This window comes from Clostridium sp. 7_2_43FAA, assembly GCF_000158375.2.
GTDB lineage: Bacteria > Bacillota > Clostridia > Clostridiales > Clostridiaceae > Clostridium > Clostridium tertium.
Window position 1 is genome coordinate 671,545 of record NZ_JH815222.1, and the last position, 20,698, is coordinate 692,242.

13 protein-coding genes and 1 pseudogene are annotated in these 20,698 nt (G+C 29.2%); all 14 read left to right on the forward strand.

What is annotated here, in order from left to right:
* Positions 1–189: 189 nt before the first annotated feature.
* Positions 190–3,933: a phosphoribosylformylglycinamidine synthase gene (locus tag CSBG_RS04760; protein WP_008677531.1), complete on the forward strand. Its 3,744-nt coding sequence runs from the start codon at positions 190–192 to the stop codon at positions 3,931–3,933.
* Positions 3,934–4,155: 222 nt separating this feature from the next.
* Complete coding sequence (purE, locus tag CSBG_RS04765; protein WP_008677533.1) at positions 4,156–4,635, forward strand: 5-(carboxyamino)imidazole ribonucleotide mutase; 480 nt, start codon at positions 4,156–4,158, stop codon at positions 4,633–4,635.
* Positions 4,635–5,339 carry a phosphoribosylaminoimidazolesuccinocarboxamide synthase gene (purC, locus tag CSBG_RS04770; protein WP_008677535.1) on the forward strand — a complete coding sequence of 235 codons (705 nt, stop codon included), beginning with the start codon at positions 4,635–4,637 and terminating at the stop codon, positions 5,337–5,339. Before purE ends, purC begins: the two co-directional genes overlap by 1 nt.
* Before the next feature lie 149 nt (positions 5,340–5,488).
* Positions 5,489–6,895: an amidophosphoribosyltransferase gene (purF, locus tag CSBG_RS04775; protein WP_008677537.1), complete on the forward strand. Its 1,407-nt coding sequence runs from the start codon at positions 5,489–5,491 to the stop codon at positions 6,893–6,895.
* Positions 6,896–6,917: 22 nt separating this feature from the next.
* Entirely contained in the window at positions 6,918–7,919 is a 1,002-nt protein-coding gene (gene purM / locus CSBG_RS04780) for a phosphoribosylformylglycinamidine cyclo-ligase (protein ID WP_008677539.1), read from the forward strand.
* Entirely contained in the window at positions 7,907–8,515 is a 609-nt protein-coding gene (purN, locus tag CSBG_RS04785; protein WP_008677541.1) for a phosphoribosylglycinamide formyltransferase, read from the forward strand. The genes purM and purN overlap by 13 nt, the downstream gene beginning before the upstream one ends.
* Positions 8,516–8,669: 154 nt before the next feature.
* A pseudogene (gene purH, locus CSBG_RS04790) lies at positions 8,670–10,173 on the forward strand (bifunctional phosphoribosylaminoimidazolecarboxamide formyltransferase/IMP cyclohydrolase).
* Between the two features lie 362 nt (positions 10,174–10,535).
* A complete protein-coding gene (purD, locus tag CSBG_RS04795) occupies positions 10,536–11,783 on the forward strand; it encodes a phosphoribosylamine--glycine ligase (RefSeq protein WP_008677542.1) in 1,248 nt (415 codons plus the stop codon).
* Between the two features lie 215 nt (positions 11,784–11,998).
* Entirely contained in the window at positions 11,999–12,148 is a 150-nt protein-coding gene (locus CSBG_RS18470; RefSeq protein ID WP_008677544.1) for a hypothetical protein, read from the forward strand.
* A gap of 176 nt (positions 12,149–12,324) precedes the next feature.
* Positions 12,325–12,696 (forward strand): hypothetical protein, encoded by a 372-nt coding sequence (locus tag CSBG_RS17675; RefSeq protein WP_270852521.1) that lies wholly within the window; start codon positions 12,325–12,327, stop codon positions 12,694–12,696.
* A gap of 482 nt (positions 12,697–13,178) precedes the next feature.
* A complete protein-coding gene (locus tag CSBG_RS04805) occupies positions 13,179–15,101 on the forward strand; it encodes an oligopeptide transporter, OPT family (protein WP_008677548.1) in 1,923 nt (640 codons plus the stop codon).
* A 734-nt stretch (positions 15,102–15,835) separates the two neighbouring features.
* Positions 15,836–17,572: an ABC transporter ATP-binding protein gene (locus CSBG_RS04810; protein WP_008677551.1), complete on the forward strand. Its 1,737-nt coding sequence runs from the start codon at positions 15,836–15,838 to the stop codon at positions 17,570–17,572.
* 1 nt (position 17,573) lies between these two features.
* On the forward strand, positions 17,574–19,364 hold the full coding sequence (locus CSBG_RS04815) for an ABC transporter ATP-binding protein (RefSeq protein WP_008677553.1): 1,791 nt from the start codon (positions 17,574–17,576) through the stop codon (positions 19,362–19,364).
* A gap of 285 nt (positions 19,365–19,649) precedes the next feature.
* Positions 19,650–20,477 (forward strand): alpha/beta hydrolase, encoded by an 828-nt coding sequence (locus tag CSBG_RS04820; RefSeq protein WP_035285654.1) that lies wholly within the window; start codon positions 19,650–19,652, stop codon positions 20,475–20,477.
* The last annotated feature ends 221 nt before the right edge of the window (positions 20,478–20,698 follow it).

Genomic DNA, 20,698 nt, shown 5'->3' on the forward strand with positions numbered 1-20,698 from the left:
GCGGAATATAAAAAGGGAAATATGCGATATAATTCGTTATATTACGAATTATAATTTAAATATAACATTTAAAGTTGACATTATTGTAACAAAGTGGTAGTCTGCTAATATAAAGACGAAATATTTTTTGGAATATTAAATAAATATTCGCATATAATTTGGAATTAGTTAGCTTGGGAGGTATGAAGGTTGAGTGTTAGGTGTATATTTGTAGAGAAAAAAAATGACTTTAATATTGAAGGAAAAAGTTTGCTTGAAGATTTTAAAAATAATTTAGGAATTACTTCTCTAGAGGAAGTTAGAGTTGTAAATAAATATACTCTAGGAGAAATGAAAGAAGAGGATTATAAAAAAGCTCTTTATACAATATTTTCGGAAAGAACTGTAGATAATGTTTATGAAAATAATTTTGAAGTGAAAAATAATGAATTAGCCTTTGGCGTTGAATATCTACCAGGTCAATATGATCAAAGAGCAGATTCGGCTTCAGAGTGCTATCAATTATTGACTTCAGGGGAAAAAATAGAAGTTAAATGGACAAAAATAGTGGTATTAAAAGGTGCATTATCAAATATTGAGGTAGAAAAAATTAAAAATTATTATATAAATCCAGTTGATTCCAGGGAAGTAAATATAGATAACTTAGAATTATCATCAAAACTTCCAGAGCCAAAAGATGTGAAAGTATTAAGTGGATTTACTGATAAAAATGATAAAGAAATAGAGGCTTTACATAGTAATATGGGACTTGCTATGAGCCTAGATGATATAAAACTTATAAGAGATTATTTTAAAGAAGAAAATAGAGATCCAAGCATTACAGAGATAAAAGTTATAGATACATATTGGTCAGATCATTGCAGACATACAACATTTTCAACAGCTATTGAAAATGTTGTTATTGAAGAAGGACTTTATACAAAACCAATAATTAAATCTTATGAAGCATATTTAAAGTCAAGAAATTTTGTTTATGGTGAAACTGATAGAGATGAAACATTAATGGATATTGCAGTTATAACAATGAAGGAAATGAGAAAGAAAGGTCTATTAGAAGATTTAGATGTATCTGATGAAATAAATGCTTGTTCAATAAATGTGAATATAGAAACTAATAATGGAATAGAAGAATATTTAGTAATGTTTAAAAATGAAACACATAACCATCCAACTGAAATAGAACCTTTTGGAGGAGCAGCTACATGTCTTGGTGGAGCAATTAGGGATCCATTATCAGGAAGAACTTATGTATATCAAGCAATGAGGGTTACAGGAGCTGCAGATCCAACTGTTAATATAGAAGAAACATTAAAAGGAAAACTTCCTCAAAGAACTATAACTTTAGGAGCAGCACATGGATATAGCTCATATGGAAACCAAATAGGTCTTGCTACGGGACAAGTTTCAGAAATATATCATCCTAATTATGTTGCTAAAAGAATGGAAGTTGGAGCTGTTATAGCAGCTGCACCAAAAGAAAATGTAGTTAGAGAAGAACCAAAGGCGGGAGATGTTGTAATTCTTTTAGGTGGAAGAACTGGAAGAGATGGACTAGGTGGAGCAACAGGATCCTCTAAAGAACATACAGAAGATTCAATTAATGAGTGTGGAGCAGAAGTTCAAAAAGGAAATCCTCCTACAGAAAGAAAGATTCAAAGATTATTTAGAAGCTCAGAAGTTTCAAAGATGATAAAAAGATGTAATGATTTTGGAGCAGGTGGAGTTTCAGTTGCAATTGGAGAATTAACAAGAGGTTTAGATATAGATTTAGATAAAGTTCCTAAAAAGTATGAGGGTTTAGATGGAACGGAAATTGCTATTTCAGAATCACAGGAAAGAATGGCCGTTGTAGTTAATAAAGAAGATGAGAAAAAATTTATAAATTTATGCGCTGAAGAAAATTTAGAGGCTGTTAAGGTAGCTGAAGTAACTGATAATGAAAGACTTAGAATGATCTGGAGAGGAAAAAACATTGTAGATTTAAAAAGGGAATTCTTAGATACAAATGGGGCAAGACAAACAACTGAAGTAGAAGTGAAATCGCCAAAGAAATATCCATTTAACATAAAAGATGTGGATGTAAAAGAAGCGTGGATTAATATATTAAGAAAATTAAATGTATCAATGCAAAAGGGCTTAGTTGAAAGATTCGATGCAACTATAGGTGCAGGAACTGTGCTTATGCCTTTTGGTGGAAAATATCAAACAACACCAGCAGAAGGTATGGCAGCTAAGATACCAGTTTTAAATGGAGAAAGTAAAGATGCAACATTAATGACATATGGATTTAATCCAGACATGGGGATGTGGAGTCCATACCATATGGCATATTATTCAGTGATAGAAGCAGTAACAAAACTTTCAGCTATGGGTGGAGATTATAAGAAAGCAAGACTTACATTGCAAGAGTATTTTGAGAGATTAGGAAAAGATAAAAATAAATGGGGAAAACCTTTTTCAGCATTACTTGGAGCATATCAAGCACAAATGGATTTAGGAATACCAGCTATTGGTGGAAAGGATTCAATGTCAGGTACTTTTGGGGATTTAGATGTACCTCCATCATTAGTGGCATTTGCAGTGGATGTTGCTAAAGCTAAAGATATTATATCTCCAGAATTTAAAAATAATAATTCTAAGATAGTACTTTTAATAGCTGAAAAAAATGAAGATATGACATTAAAAGTAGATGGATATAAGAAGAACTTAGAAAAGTTACATGAACTTATTTTAGATAAAAAAGTTATTTCTGCTTCATCATTAAAATTTGGTGGAGTAGCAGAAGCTTTAACTAAAATGAGTTTAGGAAATAGAATTGGGGTAGAGTTTGAAGGATTAAGTAAAGAAGCGTTATTTGAACTTAATTATGGAAGCTTAGTTTTAGAAGTTAATAATGATGTTGAAATAGAAAAAGAATTTAATGGTTGCGCTTATAAAGTAATAGGCAATACAACAGAAAATAGGGCTATAGTTTCAAAGGAATATGACATTAATTTTGATATAGAAGTTTTAGAAAAGATACTAGAAGAAAAGTTATCAAATGTATTTAAGGTAAAAACAGAAGATAAAAAAGAAAAAATTGAAACAGTATTATATGAATCTAAAGAAGTAAAGACACCTTTAATAAAGGTTGCAAAACCAAAAGTATTTATTCCGGTTTTCCCAGGAACAAACTGTGAATATGATTGTGCAAGAGCCTTTAAGGATGAAGGTGCAGAAGTTTCAGAGTTAGTTTTAAATAATATGAATAAAGAACTTTTGAATGAATCAATTTTAAAAATGGAAAAAAGCATAAGAGAAAGCCAAATAATTATGTTACCAGGGGGGTTTTCAGCTGGAGATGAACCAGATGGATCAGGTAAATTTATAGCAACAGTATTTAGAAATGAAAGAATCAAAGATGCTGTAATGGATCTATTAAAAAATAGAGATGGATTAATGCTTGGTATATGTAATGGCTTCCAAGCACTGATAAAACTAGGATTAGTACCTTATGGTGAAATTGTAGATATAGAAGAAGATATGGCAACATTAACTTACAATGAAATCAATAGACATATTAGTTCAATAGTTAGAACTAAAATAACATCAAACAAATCACCATGGTTTAACCAAGTAAACCTAGGAGATATACATTCAATTGCAATTTCTCACGGAGAAGGAAGGTTTGTTGCTCCAAGAGATTTAATAGAGAAATTAAGAGAAAATGGACAAATTGCAACACAATATGTTGATTTAAATGGTGAAATATCTATTGATATGCCTTTTAATCCAAATGGTTCAATGTTAGGTATAGAAGGAATAACGAGTCCAGATGGAAGAATACTTGGTAAAATGGGGCATTCAGAAAGAATAGGAGAAAACCTATATAAAAATGTACCAGGAAACTTTGATCAAAAGATATTCAAAGCAGGAGTAAAGTACTTTAAGTAATGGAAAATGAATAATGCACAATGGATAATTTAGGAGATAACTCAGACAAACTGAGTTATTGATTTTAAGTATATAATATGAAAACTATTTGATCAGAAATGAATTTTAAAATATTGGATTATTGATATATCGATACTTTAAATATATAAATTAAAAAATTCAGTCTACTGAATTTTTTCAATAATTGTCAATTATTAATTAATAAAACGGGGGGGTTTTTATATGAAGGTAGCTATATTTTTTGGAAGTAAATCTGATACTGATGTTATGAAGGGAGCTGCTAATTGTTTAAGAGAGTTTGGAGTAGAGTTTAAGGCTTATGTATTATCAGCTCATAGGGTTCCAGAAAAGTTGACGGAGACTTTAAAGAAAGCTGAGGAAAATGGATGTGAAGTTGTTATTGCAGGGGCTGGACTTGCAGCTCACTTGCCTGGTGTTATAGCTTCTCAAACTGCTATGCCTGTAATAGGAGTTCCAATAAAAGGGGCAGTGGAGGGGTTAGATGCTTTATTTTCAATAGTACAAATGCCAAAATCAATTCCAGTTGCAACAGTTGGAATTAATAACAGTTATAATGCAGGAATGCTTGCAGTACAAATGCTTGCTATAAAGGATAGTTCATTAAGAGAAAAATTAAATAAATTTAGATTAGATATGAAAAGTAAGTTTATAGAAGAAAATGGAGATGGGGTAGAGTTATAATGAAAAAATTAGAAATGATGTATGAAGGAAAAGCAAAAAAAATATATGCTACAGAAAAGGCAGATGAAGTTATCGTTTATTATAAAGATGATGCAACAGCATTTAATGGTGAAAAGAAAGGTCAAATTGAAGAAAAAGGTGTTTTAAATAATTCAATTACTTCAATGATTTTTGAAATGTTAAATGAAAATGGAATAAAGACACACTTTATAGAAAAGTTAAGTGAAAGAGAACAACTTTGTAAGAAAGTAGAAATAGTACCTTTAGAAGTAATAGTTAGAAATGTAGCAGCTGGATCAATGGCCAAAAGATTGGGCTTAGAAGAGGGATTTGAACTTAAAACTACAGTATTTGAATTGTCATATAAAGATGATTCACTAGGAGATCCATTAATAAACGACTATCACGCAGTTGGGATAGGAGCTACTACATTTGAAGAACTAAACAAGATTTATGAAATGACTGCTAAAATTAATGACTTACTAAAAGAATTCTTCATAAAGCAAAATATAAGATTAATAGATTTTAAATTAGAATTTGGAAGATACAATGGGGAAATTCTATTAGCAGATGAAATTTCACCAGATACATGCAGATTTTGGGATGCAACAACAGGAGAAAAATTAGACAAGGATAGATTTAGAAGAGACCTTGGAAATGTAAAAGACGCTTATGTAGAAATATTAAACAGAATACAGAAATAGTGAAGGAGTTAAAAATTAAGAGTGAAAGAGTTTAGGGTAAAACTCTTACAGAGTTTTTTAGAAGTTAAAATTAAACAATTCAGCTTGTCTGAATTATATCTATAACTTTTCCACTTTTTTACTTTCTAACTTTTAGTGGGGGTGTTTTTTTGAACTCAAATTTAATTTTGGATCCGGATAATGATAAATTTAAGGATGAATGTGGTGTTTTTGGTGTTTATGTAAATAAGCCTATGGATGTTGCATCAATGACTTATTATGGGTTATATGCACTTCAGCATAGAGGACAAGAAAGTGCTGGAATAGCTGTAGCAAATGGCGAGGGTGTTGATATTCATAAGGGGATGGGGCTTATAACAGAGGCTTTTTCTAAAGAGGATTTGAACAGACTTAAAGGTTTTGCAGCAATAGGACATGTTAGATATTCTACATGTGGAGATACTAGAATTGAAAATGCACAACCATTACTTAGTCAAACTAAGCTTGGTTCAATAGCAATGGCTCATAATGGTACTTTAGTAAATGCTGATGTAATTAGAGAACTTTTAGAAGATGGTGGACATGTCTTTCATACATCAATAGATTCAGAAGTTATAGCAAATTTAATAGCAAGAGGAGCTAAAAAGGGGATAGAAAAGGCAATCTATGATTCCATCCAAGCAATAAGAGGGTCTTTTGCAATGGTAATTTTGACAAAGGATAAACTTATAGGAGTTAGAGATCCACATGGAATTAGACCTTTATGTCTTGGAAAGACTGAGGAAGGCTATGTATTATCATCAGAAAGTTGTGCTTTAGATGCAATAGGAGCAGAATTGATTAGAGATGTAGAACCAGGTGAAATAATTATTATAGATGATAATGGAATTAAATCATATAAGTATTCAGAAAACACACAATGTCAAACATGTGCTTTTGAATATATTTATTTTGCTAGACCAGATTCAACAATAGATGGATTAGATGTTCATGAGTCAAGAGTTAGAGCGGGAGAGCAATTATTTAGAGAATATAAAATAGATGCAGATGTTGTAGTTGCAGTTCCAGATTCAGGGATTCCATCAGCTATAGGATATTCAAAAGCTTCAGGAATACCTTATGATACTGGTTTCGTGAAAAATAGATATGTAGGTAGAACCTTTATAACGCCTTCTCAAGAAATTAGAGAAAGAGCCGTAGCAGTAAAGTTAAATCCACTTAAATCAAATATAAGTGGAAAAAAAGTTGTGTTAATTGATGATTCAATAGTTAGGGGTACAACATCAAAACATTTAGTTGATTCTCTAAGAAGGGCAGGAGCAAAGGAAGTTCATTTTTTAGTAGCTTCACCAATAGTTAAATTTCCTTGCTACTTTGGAATAGATACTCCATATAGAAGTGAGCTTATAGGAGCCAAAAAATCAATTGAAGAAATAAGAGAAGCAATAGGATGCGATAGTTTAGGATATTTAAGTATGGAAGGTATGTATAGTTGCTTTAAAGAAAACTGTGGATATTGTGTTGGTTGCTTTAATGGAATATATCCAGTAGCAACACCTATAGAAGGAGCAAAATAAAAGCTGAAAGGTAGTGTGTTAAATGATAACTTATAAAGAAGCTGGAGTTAATATAGAAGAAGGATATAGATCAGTAAAGCTTATAAAAGAATATGCAAGTAGAACAATGAGTGATTATGTACTAAATGGCCTTGGAAGCTTTGCAGGAATGGTTGAGCTTCCAGAAGGATATAAAAAGCCAGTTTTAGTTTCTGGGACAGATGGAGTTGGAACTAAACTTGATATAGCCTTTAAAACTAAAAAATATGATACTGTAGGAATAGATTGTGTTGCAATGTGTGTTAATGATATTTTATGTCATGGAGCAAAACCATTATTCTTCTTAGACTATATAGCTTGTGGAAAGCTAGAAGCCGAGGTTGCAGCAGATTTAGTAAAAGGTGTATCAGAAGGATGTATTCAAGGAGATTGTGCTTTAGTTGGAGGAGAAACTGCTGAAATGCCAGGCTTTTATAGAGAGGGTGAATATGACATGGCGGGTTTTGCTGTAGGGATTGTAGATAAAGATAAAATAATAAATGGTAAGAACATAAAAGAAGGAGACAAGCTTATAGGTATTGCATCTTCTGGTTTACATTCCAATGGTTATTCACTAGTTAGAAAATTATTTGAAGATTTAAATGAAGATTTAGGTGGAAAAGAAGCTTGGAAAACTTTAATAACTCCAACAAAAATTTATGTTAAGCCAATTTTGAAATTACTTGAGAGCTTTGAAATAAAAGGAATGGCACATATCACAGGCGGTGGATTTATAGAAAATATTCCAAGAATGTTTAATGGAGAAAATTTTACAGCAGTAATAAAAAAAGATAGCTATCCATTACCATTAATATTTGAAAAGATAATAGAAAAAGGTGTAGATAAGGATCATATGTACAATACTTTCAATATGGGGATTGGGTTTGTAATATGTGTTAATGAAGCGGATGCTGAACCTATTACAAAAGCTTTAATTGAAATGGGAGAAAAAGCTTATGATATAGGTTATGTAACATCTGGAGGTGAAGGTGTTTGTTTAAGATAGCAGTACTTGCATCAGGAGGAGGAACAAACCTTCAATCAATAATAGATTCAATAGAAGCTGGAAGTTTAAATTGTAAAATAGAAATGGTCATAGGAAGTAAAGAGGGGATACTTGCTTTAAAACGAGCGGAGGAAAAAGGAATAAAGACTTATGTAGTATCTAAAAAAGAATATAAAGATACTACATGTGATAGGATATTAGAGTTAACTAAAGGAAAAGTTGATTTAATAGTTCTTGCGGGATATCTTTCAATATTACAAGGAAATATTCTTAAAGAGTTTAAAGATAAGATAGTAAATATACATCCATCATTAATACCAAGCTTTTGTGGACCAAGAATGTATGGACTAAAGGTTCATGAAGCAGTCATAAATTCTGGAGTAAGATATTCAGGATGTACAGTTCACTTTGTAAATGAAGAGGTAGATGGCGGAGCAATAATACTTCAAGAAGTGGTACCAGTTTATTTTGAAGATACAAAAGAAGCATTGCAAAAAAGAGTATTAGAAAAAGAGCATGAGATATTACCAAAAGTAATTGACTTGATTAGTAAAAATAAAGTTGAAATTATAAATGGAAAAACGAGAATAAAATGAAATAATGAAGGAATGAAAAAAATGAAAAGGTTAAGGAGACAACTTAACAAAGTTGAGTTATGAAATTAAATAAGAAATTCCGTAGGAATTTGAACCATAATTTTTTCATTATTAACTTTTTAATTCTTTCCATTAAAAGAAAGGGGTTTTTTAGTTGATAAAAAGAGCTTTAGTTAGTGTTTTTGATAAAGAAGGTATTTTAGAATTCTCTAATTTTTTAGAAAGTAAAGGTGTTGAAATAATATCTACAGGTGGTACTTATAAACATCTTAAGGATAATGGAGTTAGTGTTATTGAGGTTAATGAAGTTACTAATTTTCCTGAGATGCTAGATGGGAGGGTTAAAACTCTTCACCCAATTATTCATGCAGGAATACTTGCTATAAGGGATAATGAAGAACATATGAAAACTATTAAAGAAAGAAATATTAATTCTATAGATATGGTTATAGTTAATTTATATCCATTTTTTCAAAAGGTTAGGGAAAATTTAAGCTTTGATGAAAAGGTAGAGTTTATAGATATTGGTGGACCTACAATGCTTAGAGCAGCAGCTAAGAATTTTAAAGATGTAGTAGTGATTTCGGATAAAGAAGACTATAAGGCAGTTATGGAGGAAATATCTGAAAATGGAGATGTTTCAGTAAAGTTAAGAAAAAAACTTGCAGGTAAAGTATTTAATTTAATGAGTGCTTATGATGCAGCAATATCTAACTTCTTATTAGAAGATGAAGAATATCCAGAATACCTTTCAATATCATATAAGAAGAAGCAAAGCTTAAGGTATGGAGAAAATCCACATCAAAGTGCAGCATACTATAGTTCAACAGAATTTGATGGAGCTATGAATAGTTTTGAAATATTAAACGGCAAAGAGCTATCTTATAATAATAATAAAAGACCTAGACATAGCTTGGAAAGTTGTTTCTGAATTTGATGAAGTAGCTTGTTGTGGACTTAAACATAATACTCCTTGTGGAGTAGCTATTGGAGAAACTATTCTTGAAGTTTATAAAAAAGCACATGATGCAGATCCAACGTCAATATTTGGTGGAATAGTTGCAATAAATAGAAAAATAGATAAGGCTACAGCCGAAGAAATGGTTAAAATATTCTTAGAAGTAGTATCAGCACCAGATTTTGATGAAGATGCTTTAGAAATATTAAAAACTAAAAAGAACTTAAGAGTAATTAAATGTAACAATAATCCAAAGGATAAAAAATATATGGTTACAGTTGATGGTGGAATATTAGTTCAAGAAGAAGATAAAAAGCTAATTGATGACTTAAAAGTAGTAACAGAAAAAGAACCAACTGAAGAAGAAATGAAAGATTTATTATTTGGTATGAAGGTAGTTAAGTATGTTAAATCAAATGCAATTGTTGCTATAAAAGATGGTGTAGCAATTGGAATAGGTGGAGGACAAGTTAATAGAATCTGGGCTACAGAAGAAGCACTTCAAAGAGGCAAAGGGGCAACTGTTTTAGCGTCAGATGCATTTTTCCCATTTAGAGATGTAGTAGATGAATGTGCTAAAAATGGTATTAAAGCAATAATACAACCTGGAGGCTCAATAAGAGATCAAGAATCTATTGATGCATGTAATGAGCATGGAATATCTATGATATTTACAGGAGTTAGACACTTTAAACATTAATGCTAACTAAGAAAAAAAGAAACTATTACTTCAGGCTATTACATAATTTCGCTGAGTATTTCTATTGTTGTTTTTAGCAGAATTGTGATATTTTTAATGAAACTACTACTCAAAAGTCGTAGTAGTAAGTTCGAAAGGATAAATCAGAGATTTAAATTCTCACTTAACTAGCATTCGCTCAAACAACTGAAATTCTTAGCGCAATTATGCCTCAAACAACAATGAAATACAAACAGCTCATTGTGATATAGCCCTCCGCAATAGTTTCTCTTTTTTCTATATAGTAAATAAATGATTTATAGTTATTAGAAGTAAATTTCATTAGGAAAGAAGTAAAAAAGTACTGGCAGGGGGAATTTATTATGAAAATTTTATTAATTGGTTCTGGTGGTAGGGAGCATGCTATTGCTTGGAAGCTTTCTAAGAATGAGAAGGTAGAAAAGATATTTGTTGCTCCTGGTAATGGGGGAACTGCTAGGGAAAGTAAGTGTGAGAATGTAAATATAATTGAAATAGATCAGCTTTTAGAATTTGCTTTGGAGAATTTTATTGATTTAACTGTAGTTGGGCCCGAAGATCCTTTAACTAGGGGAATTGTTGATAAGTTTAAAATGAATGGACTTAAGATTTTTGGACCTAGTAAAAAAGCTGCAATGCTTGAAGGTAGTAAGAGTTTTTCTAAGGATTTTATGAAAAAGTATGGAGTTAAAACCGCAGAGTATGAAGTTTTTTATGATGTTAATAAAGCTTTAAATTATTTAGAAAAATGTCCATATCCTACTGTAGTTAAAGCTGATGGATTAGCTGCAGGAAAAGGAGTTGCTATCTGTAATGATAAAGAAGAAGCTATAGCTGCAGTAAAATCTTTTATGGTTGATGATATATTTAATGGAGCAGGGCAAAAAATAATTATAGAAGAGTTTTTAGAAGGAGTAGAGGCATCTATTCTTTCAATTACAGATGGAAAAACTATTATACCATTTATATCTGCAAAGGATCATAAGCAAATTTTTGATGGTGGTAAGGGTCCAAATACTGGAGGTATGGGAGTTGTAGCACCTAATCCATATGTAACAGAAGAGGTTTTAAAGGATTTTGAAGAAAATATAATGAATAGGACTTTAGTTGGAATAAGAGAAGAAGGATTTGATTATAAGGGTATAATATTCTTTGGTATTATGATAACTAAAAAAGGATCATATCTTTTAGAATATAATGTAAGAATGGGAGATCCAGAAACACAATCGGTACTTAACTTAATGGAAAGTGATTTGCTAGAACTTATAGAAGCTTCATTAATAGAAGATTTGAAAAATACAGAAGTAAAATGGAAAAATGGAGCATGTGTAAATGTAGTTTTATCATCAAAGGGATATCCAGGAAGCTTCACTAAGGGATATGAAATCACTATAGATGATGATATAAAAGATAAAGTTTTCTTAGCAGGTGCAAAACTTGAAAATGAAATTTTGAAAACTAATGGGGGAAGAGTTCTTTCAGTAGTTGGAGTTGGAGAAACAATAGAAAAAGCAAGAAAAGATGCGTATAAGACTATAGAAAAAGTAGAATTTAAAGATAAGTATTTTAGGAATGATATAGGACTAGTATAAAAAGTTAGTAATATATTTAGAGTGTAAGGAAAAGGGTGCTGAAATAGTACCCTTTTAAATTTATTAAGATGAAAATAACAAATATAAGATGAATATATTACAAATATTATAAATTTGATTTTAAATGTAATAATTATTTAAGTTATTCAAATAATATAGATGTAAATAAAATTAAATTAAGCCTTAAAAGCTTAATTTAGACTTGGAGGAATACCATGAATAGAGAAACTAAAAATCAAGTTTATGCAAAAGCAAAGGAAATGATAATAGCAGGAGAATCTTGGGATAAAATAATGGAAGAAACAAGATTAAGACAAAAGGATTTGAAAAGAATACAAATGACAGAAATAGATCCTAAATTTTAAAATATTAATAAGATAAATTTTAATGTCTAGCAATAGAATGGGAGTGGATCATTTATGATCCACTTTTATTATGAAATGATTTTAAATAATATAAATGAAGAAGAATTTATAACTTTTGGATTATATGTATAGTTTTATATTGACAAATAATAAATTGTGCTTAAATTATTGCTGATATAGGCTCTGATACTGGCATTTTAACTAAGCAACTACTTGAAAAAGGCAGTAAGGTATATGGTATTGAACCTAATGCTATAGCTGAAACTAATTTGAAAAATTTTTCTAAGTTTACATCTGTTAATGGAAGTGCTGAGAATACTACTATTTACGATAATAGTATTGACAGTATTATTAGAAAAAGTATTGAAGATGTAAAGGCTTATTTTTCATCTGTTCAAGCACACATTATTGTAATAATGCCTGAAGATAGTAATGAAGTATTAAAAGAAGAAGATTATGCAGCTAATTGGGCATTAATACAAAACTTTCAACTTGCAGCTTGGGAAAGAGGTCTAGGGGTGTTTTGGAAGAGGGATACTTATCTATAATCACAGGATTTTAGAGAAGAAATTGGAGTTAGGAAAGACGAAAAGGTTGTAGCTATTCTTCATGTTGGATATCCAGATATTATTTCTAAAGCACATCCAAGAACACCGATAGCTAGTTACATTAATAGGTAATGATAATTTAAAATAGTGAAAAAATCAAAAAGTAAAAGAGTAAAGTAAGAATTTCAATGTAGTTAAATTTTTTGCTAAGCTCTTTCATTTTTTTATTGTTCAAAATAGAACTATTAATTATAAATATAAAGTTTAAAATAATATTATACTGTTTTGAATATATACTATAAAATTTTAATATTAATATTTTTTTCATACTTTTATATTACATAAAAAGACTTTTCTTTTTTTTATATCTTTGGCATAATAAATAAGTATTTTATAAATAATATAATATGAATTATGTTAAATTATAAAATGGACATACTAAAGATATATAGCTTTAATAAAACAAAAGAAGGAGAGTACATATGAAGAAAAAATTATCTAAAGAAGCATATGGAGGCGTTCATGGTAAAGATTATGTTCCATACATAACTGATAAATCAAAGCGTGGAACAAATTTATCAGTAATAATAATAGGAATATTATTATCTGCTGTATTTGCGGCATCAACTGCTTATTCTGGAATGAAATCAGGATTAACTGTTGCGGCAGGGATACCAGGAGCTATAATAGGTTCAATGCTTATAGGAGCTTTTGCTCGTAATAAAGGTATTCTTGGAAAAAATATAACACAAGGTATGGCAAGTGGTGGAGAATCTGTAGCAAGTGGTATGATTTATGTATTACCTTCAATTATCTTAATAGGAAGTAGTATTACATTTTTAGAAGGATTAATTGTAGGTGTAGGTGGAGTTCTATTTGGAATGGGTTGTCTATCATTAGTTTATAAATATCTAATAGTAGAAGAGCATGGAAAACTTATGTATCCAGAATCTATGGCTATATCTGAAACACTTATTGCCTCAGAAGGTGATGGCGATGCTATAAAGTTCATGGGAATTGGATTTGTAATAAGCGGTATTATAAATGTATTAACAGGATCATTTTTAAATATTATTAATAACAGCATTACTTATGTAGGAAGTAAATTTTATAAGTGGAAGTTTTCTACTGAAGTAAATCCACTTTTACTAGGTATAGGTTTTATAGTTGGATTAGAAGTATCATTAACTATGTTTGCAGGTTCAATATTAGCTAACTTTGGTGTAGCACCATTAATAGGATATTTTACTGATATGGCAGCAAATAATATGCATTCTTGGAATGATGCTTCTCTATTACTTAATCAAATGGATGTAAATGCAATATCAGGAAGTTATGTTAAGTACATAGGTGCTGGAATGATGCTTTGTGGAGGTTTAATAGGAGCTATTAAGCTTATACCAACTATAGTTGTTTCAATTAAAGAAACTTTAAAAGCAAAATCAAGCAAGGATAGTAACTCAGAAAGCAATTCAAGTGAAATAATAATACTTTTAGCAGGTAGTGTAGTTGCATTTATAGCAGGATTTATGATATCTCAAAGTATTAAAATGGCTATAATAGCTGTTATTGTATCTTTATTATTATCTTTACTATTTGTAATAGTTTCTGGACGTCTAACAGGTACAATAGGAACATCAAATCTTCCTGTATCAGGTATGACAATAGCATCATTAGTTATATTAACATTAGTTTTTGTTATAATGGGATGGAGCAGTCAAGCAGATAATAAATCATTGCTTTTATTTGCAGCATTTATGGTTGTTGCTATATCAGTAGCTGGAGGATACAGCCAATCTCAAAAAGTATCTTACATAATAGGTGGAAGTAAAAAAGAAATGCAAAATAGCTTTTTAATTTCAAGTATAGTAGGTGTTGTTGTTGTTACAGGAACAATAAAAATACTTTCAGAGCAATTAGCAGTTACAGGTGTAGATGCACAATTTGCATTACCACAAGCTAATTTAATGGCTACATTAACATCAGGTATTATGTCAGGTGATTTACCTTGGCCTATGATAATTGTAGGTATTGTTATGGCATTATTCTTATTCTTATTAAATTTACCAATAATGACAATAGCAATTGGATTCTATTTACCTATATCAACAACTTCAATAATATTAGTTGGAGCATTAATTCGTGTATTTATTGAAAAAATGAGTAAGAATGAAAAAGAAAAAGAAACTAAAGTTGCAAATGGAATAAGCTTATCTTCTGGCCTGGTTGCAGGAGGTTCAATAATAGGACTAGTAGGAATAATCTTACAAGTAACAGGTTTAATAACTCCTAAAACTCCAGTTGGATTTGCTTCTGGTAATATGATGGCTATAATATTATTAGTGATTTTAGTTATAGCTACTACAGTACCAATTATGTTATCTAAAGTAAATAAAACAGAATAATAACTATTAAAAATTGTATATAAATTTCTAATAGTTTAGGTAATGAATATCAATTAGTAAAAAGGCTATCAGTTAGCGGATAAAAATCCGTTAGTGGTAGCCTTTTTTATTTAGCATGAAATAGAATTAAAGATATTATAAAAGGAGTTACTTAATATAGATGGCAGTTAGTTAATAAAAAATGATTTATATTTTCTCTTAGTTATTTAAATTTAATTAAGAAAAAATTGAGTTTACAGTTAAATTTAGTATGAAAAAGTTAAATTAAAGAAAAAAGTATTTTAAAGTAATAAAATATATTGACAAAAATTACAAATAGGAATATGATGGTAAAAGAATAAAGTAAGAATAAGAAAAGGAGGTAGGAAAATGTCAAACTTTATATTTAATTTAGAAATGTTAGTTGAAGATAATAAAAGTAAATATATTAAAAACTATATTAATAATCCTATCTCATTGTGTAAATTTATATGGTAGATGATATTTATACAATATTACTTTATAAAAGTATATATTCATTAAAAATATTAGAATATTACTTAGATTTATATTAAGGTAATTAGGGCCACGGGTTATTACTCCTGGCTTTTTATTTTGTTTTAAATTATAAAAACAGATAAGTAAAAGGTCACGGATAACTGTGGCCTTTTTTGTCTTTAAAAAAAGGGGAGAGGGTTGTATGTATAACAAATAATCAAAAGAATATTAGTAATGAATTAAAGGGGGAAAATTTTATGACTAGAGTACTAAAATATGTTTCAAAATACAAGTCGATGCTAATAATTGGAACATTATTTATGCTTGCAGTAATTGGGGTAGATTTATTTATACCATACTTGCAACAAATATTTATAGATGATGGAGTTATAGCAGGAAACAACAATATAATAATTAAAGTTTTGTTAGGAATGCTATTAATTACAATAGTAAAAGCTATTTTTGGATATTTAAAAGAATTTATTTATGATCTTTTAAGTGTAAAAGTTCATGAAGATATAAAAAATGATTTATTTAATCATATTCAAAAATTAGAATTTAAGTATTTTGATAATATTAATACTGGGGAGCTAATGTCAAGAATAGGAGAAGATGTAGAAAATATATGGCAAACTATAGGGTTTGGACTTAGATTGTTTATAGAAAATATAATATACTTTGTAGTTTCTACAGTTATCTTATTCAAATTAAATTTTACCTTAGCTTTAGCTTGCTTTATCATAATGATACCAATAGGTTTTATAGCAATAAAGTTAGAAAATAAATTTGGGAAATCTTATGAAGAGATAAGTGATCAAACGGCTAAGATTAATACAACAGCTCAAGAAAATATAGCTGGGGTAAGATTAGTAAAAGCATTTTCAAGGGAAAAATATGAAATAACTAAATTTTTAAAGATGAATAGAAGTTACTATGATTTAAACATGAAACAAGCTAAAATAATCGGTGATTTTTTTCCGCCAATAGAATTTTTAACAAATATATCATTGGTTATAATGATAGTTTTTGGTGGATATCTTGTTATGAAAGAAAATATTACTATAGGAGTTCTAGTAGCATTTAGTGGGTATATTTGGAATCTTATATGGCCTATGAGAATGTTAGGAGAGCTAATAGATTTACTTTCTAGAAATAGTGCTTCAGCTAAAAAGATATTTGAAATAATGGATAGAGAACCTGAAATTAAAAGTAAGGAAAAAAGCTATAAAAATGATGACTTAAAAGGAGATATAACCTTTAATAACGTTAGCTTTAAATATAATGATGAATATGTTTTAAAGAATATAAATTTAGATATTAAGGCTGGAGATACAGTAGCTATAATGGGAACTACAGGTTCAGGTAAATCAACTTTAATTAATTTGATAGGAAGATATTATGATTTAAGTGAAGGAAGTATACAAATAGATAATGTGGATATAAAAGACTATGATTTAGACTTTTTAAGAAAAAATATGTCTATTGTTCCACAAGATACATTTTTATTTTCAGATTCAATAATTAACAATATAAAATTTAGTAATGAAAATGCACAAACAAAAGAAGTTGAAAAAGCGGCTTCCTTAGCATGTGCCTTAGATTTTATAGAAGAACTAGAAGAAGGGCTATATACAGAAATAGGAGAAAGAGGACTTGGTTTATCAGGAGGACAAAAACAAAGAATATCAATAGCTAGAGCATTAGTAAGAAACTCTAAAGTATTAATATTAGATGATTCTACATCTGCCTTAGATATGGAAACAGAGCATGAATTACTAAAAAATCTATCAAAAAGGGATGTAAAGAGTACAACCTTTATTATAGCTCACAGAATTTCTGCTGTAAAAAATGCAGATATAATAATTTATTTAGAAAATGGTGAAATAAAAGAAAAAGGAACCCATGAAGAACTATTAAAGCTTAAGGGAAAGTACTTTGATATTTGTTGCAACCAATTTAAAGACTTTAATGAAATAGAAGAGGAGGTGGTTTAAGATGGAAAACACAAATTTAATAAAAAAAGATGAAGAAGTAATAAGAAGAAGTAAAAGCGAAATAACAGTAAAGCTTTTAGAATATCTTAAACCTTATAAATTTAAATCCTTTATAGTTATACTACTTATGATATTTGTTATGATATCTTCAATAGTTAATCCATTGCTTTTAAAAATAGCAATAGATAAGTATGTAGTAAATAAGGATGTAACGGGATTGATTTTAATAGGAATAATACTAATAGTATTAAACCTACTTGCATGGGGTTTATCAAAAATTAGATGGAATATGATAACTTCAATAACTAATAATATTTTAGTAAATATAAGACATGAATTATATAGTCATATACAATATTTATCATTTGATTTTTTTGATGGAAGACCCGTTGGGAAAATACTTTCAAGAGTAGTTTCAGATGTTAATTCATTAAAAAATTTATTTTCTCAAAGTATTCAATCGCTTATACCGCAATTATTAAATCTTTTATGTGTAGCTATTATTATGTTTTTTCTTAACTATAAATTAGCTTTAGCCTCAGTAGCATTATTACCAGTACTTGGTATAGCTATGTTTTGTATTGAAATATATTCAAGAAGAAGATGGGAAATTTATAGAAATAAGAGGTCAAACTTGAATGGTTTTACTCATGAGGATTTTTCAGGAATAAAAATAGTTCAAGGGTTTGCTAAGGAAAAAGGAACAGAAAATAATTTTAAATCAATGGTAAAGGAATTAAGTAATTCTTTTGTAAGAGCTGTTATGTTAAATGATTTCTTTTGGCCACTTGTAGAATTATCATGGGGAGCTGGTACTTTAATAGTATTTGCAGTTGGATATAAATTAGTTATAAATAACGAAATACAGATAGGAACATTAATAGCCTTTTCAATGTATGTAGGAATGTTTTGGAGACCTATAATGAATCTTTCAAGTTTTTATAATACCTTAATCACAAACTTTTCAGCAGCAGATAGAATATTTGATATTTTAGATATGAAGCCAGTAATAAAAAATGAAGAAAATGCAAAGAAAATTGGAAAAATCCAAGGGGTTGTAGAATTTAAAGATGTTAATTTTTCTTATGATGAAAATGCAAAAGTATTAAAAGATATAAACTTTAAAGTTAATAAAGGTGAAAAAATAGCATTAGTTGGAGCAACAGGTGCAGGAAAAACAACTATAGTTTCTTTATTAAGTAGATTTTATGATCCAACATCTGGAGAAGTTTTAGTAGATGGAAAAAATATAAAAAATGTAGATTTAGAATCTTTAAGAAGTCAAATGGGAATAATGCTTCAAGATACATTTTTATTTTCAACAACTATAATGGAAAATATAAGATACGGAAGATTAGATGCAACTGATGAAGAAGTTATTAATGCAGCAAAAGCAGTTAATGCTCATGAATTTATTATAAAATTAGAAGATGGATATAACACAGAAGTAAATGAAAGAGGTACTAGATTATCATTAGGACAAAGACAGTTAGTATCTTTTGCAAGAGCATTACTTGCAAATCCTAGAATATTAATATTAGATGAAGCAACATCTAATATAGATACAGAAACAGAAAAATTAGTACAAGAAGGTATAGAAAAATTACTTCATGGAAGAACTTCTTTTGTAGTAGCACATAGATTATCCACCATAAGAGATTGCGATAAAATAATGGTTATAAATGACGGAAGAATAGAAGAAGTAGGTAACCATAATGAATTACTAAATAATAAAGGTAGCTACTATGACTTATACATGACACAGTATAAATTCTTAAATGAAGGAGCATAAGAGGAACTTTCAAGCTAAGTGTTGCACTTAGCTTGTTTTTCGTTAAAGCCATTTAAAGGTTGCTTATAGCCAGGAGATTTTCTTGGTTATTATTAAATAATTATCAGCAATATTAACATATTTTTAAGTAGGAGAATTTTTTCGATATATAAGTATATAGCTTCTTCATTTAAATGTTAATATTAATAAAATTTTAGAGTTAATATATATAAATTTAAAAAGTAAAATAAAAGATATATAATTATTATGAAAGGAAAAATAAAAGTTATAAAAGGGGAAGTAGAAATGATATATGAGAAAATAAAATTAAAAGATATTTCAAGTAAATTAAAAGAGAGTAATGCTGTAATTAGCATATATATTCCAGAAAATAGTGAAGAAATTAATATAAATAAAAAAAGAGAAACAATAATTATGTGCCCAGGTGGAGGATATGTAATGACTTCGGATAGAGAAGCAGAGCCAGTTGCATTAAAATTTGTTGCAGAAGGATTCAATGTAGTAGTTTTAAGATATAGTGTTGCTCCTAATAAATTTCCTAAAGCATTAATAGAACTTGCAGCTACTGTTGATTATGTTCGTAGTAAGAGTAAAGAGTGGAATGTTGATAAAGATAAAATTATAGTGTGTGGTTTTTCAGCGGGTGGACATCTAGCAGGAAGCTTAGGTGTTTTATGGGATAATAAAATTTTAGAAGAAGCTTTAGAGATAAATAAAGATAACATAAAACCAAATGCAATGATACTTTGTTATCCAGTTATAACTAGTGGTGAGTTTGCTCATAAAGGTTCCTTTGATAATTTATTAGGTGAAAATGTAAGTGAAGTTGAAAGAGAAAAGCTTTCTTTAGAAAAATTAGTATCAAAAAATACTCCAACAACATTTTTATGGCATACTTTTGATGATGGAGCAGTTCCAGTACAAAACTCATTGTTTTTTGCAAATTCATTAGCAAGTAATAATGTGCCATTTGAACTTCATATATACCCAAATGGTGTACATGGATTAAGTCTTTGTGAAGAGCTTACTGCAATGAACGGACAAAGTGAACATATAAATCAACATGCAGGAACTTGGTTTAAATTAGCTGTTGAATGGATTAAGAATCTTTAAGATACGTAATCATTGGTTGTAAATTGCGAAGCAATTTATTAGTGAAAAGTTAGGAGTGAAAGAGTGAAAAGCACCTTTTATTAAAAAAATCCTGTAAGGATTTTCTCCTTAATTTTTTCTCTATTAACTATTTCACTCTTCACTATTTTGCTTCGCAAAATAATACTATTGAGTAGATAAGAAACTACAAGGCTGATATAATGTTTCTTGAAATCTTTATA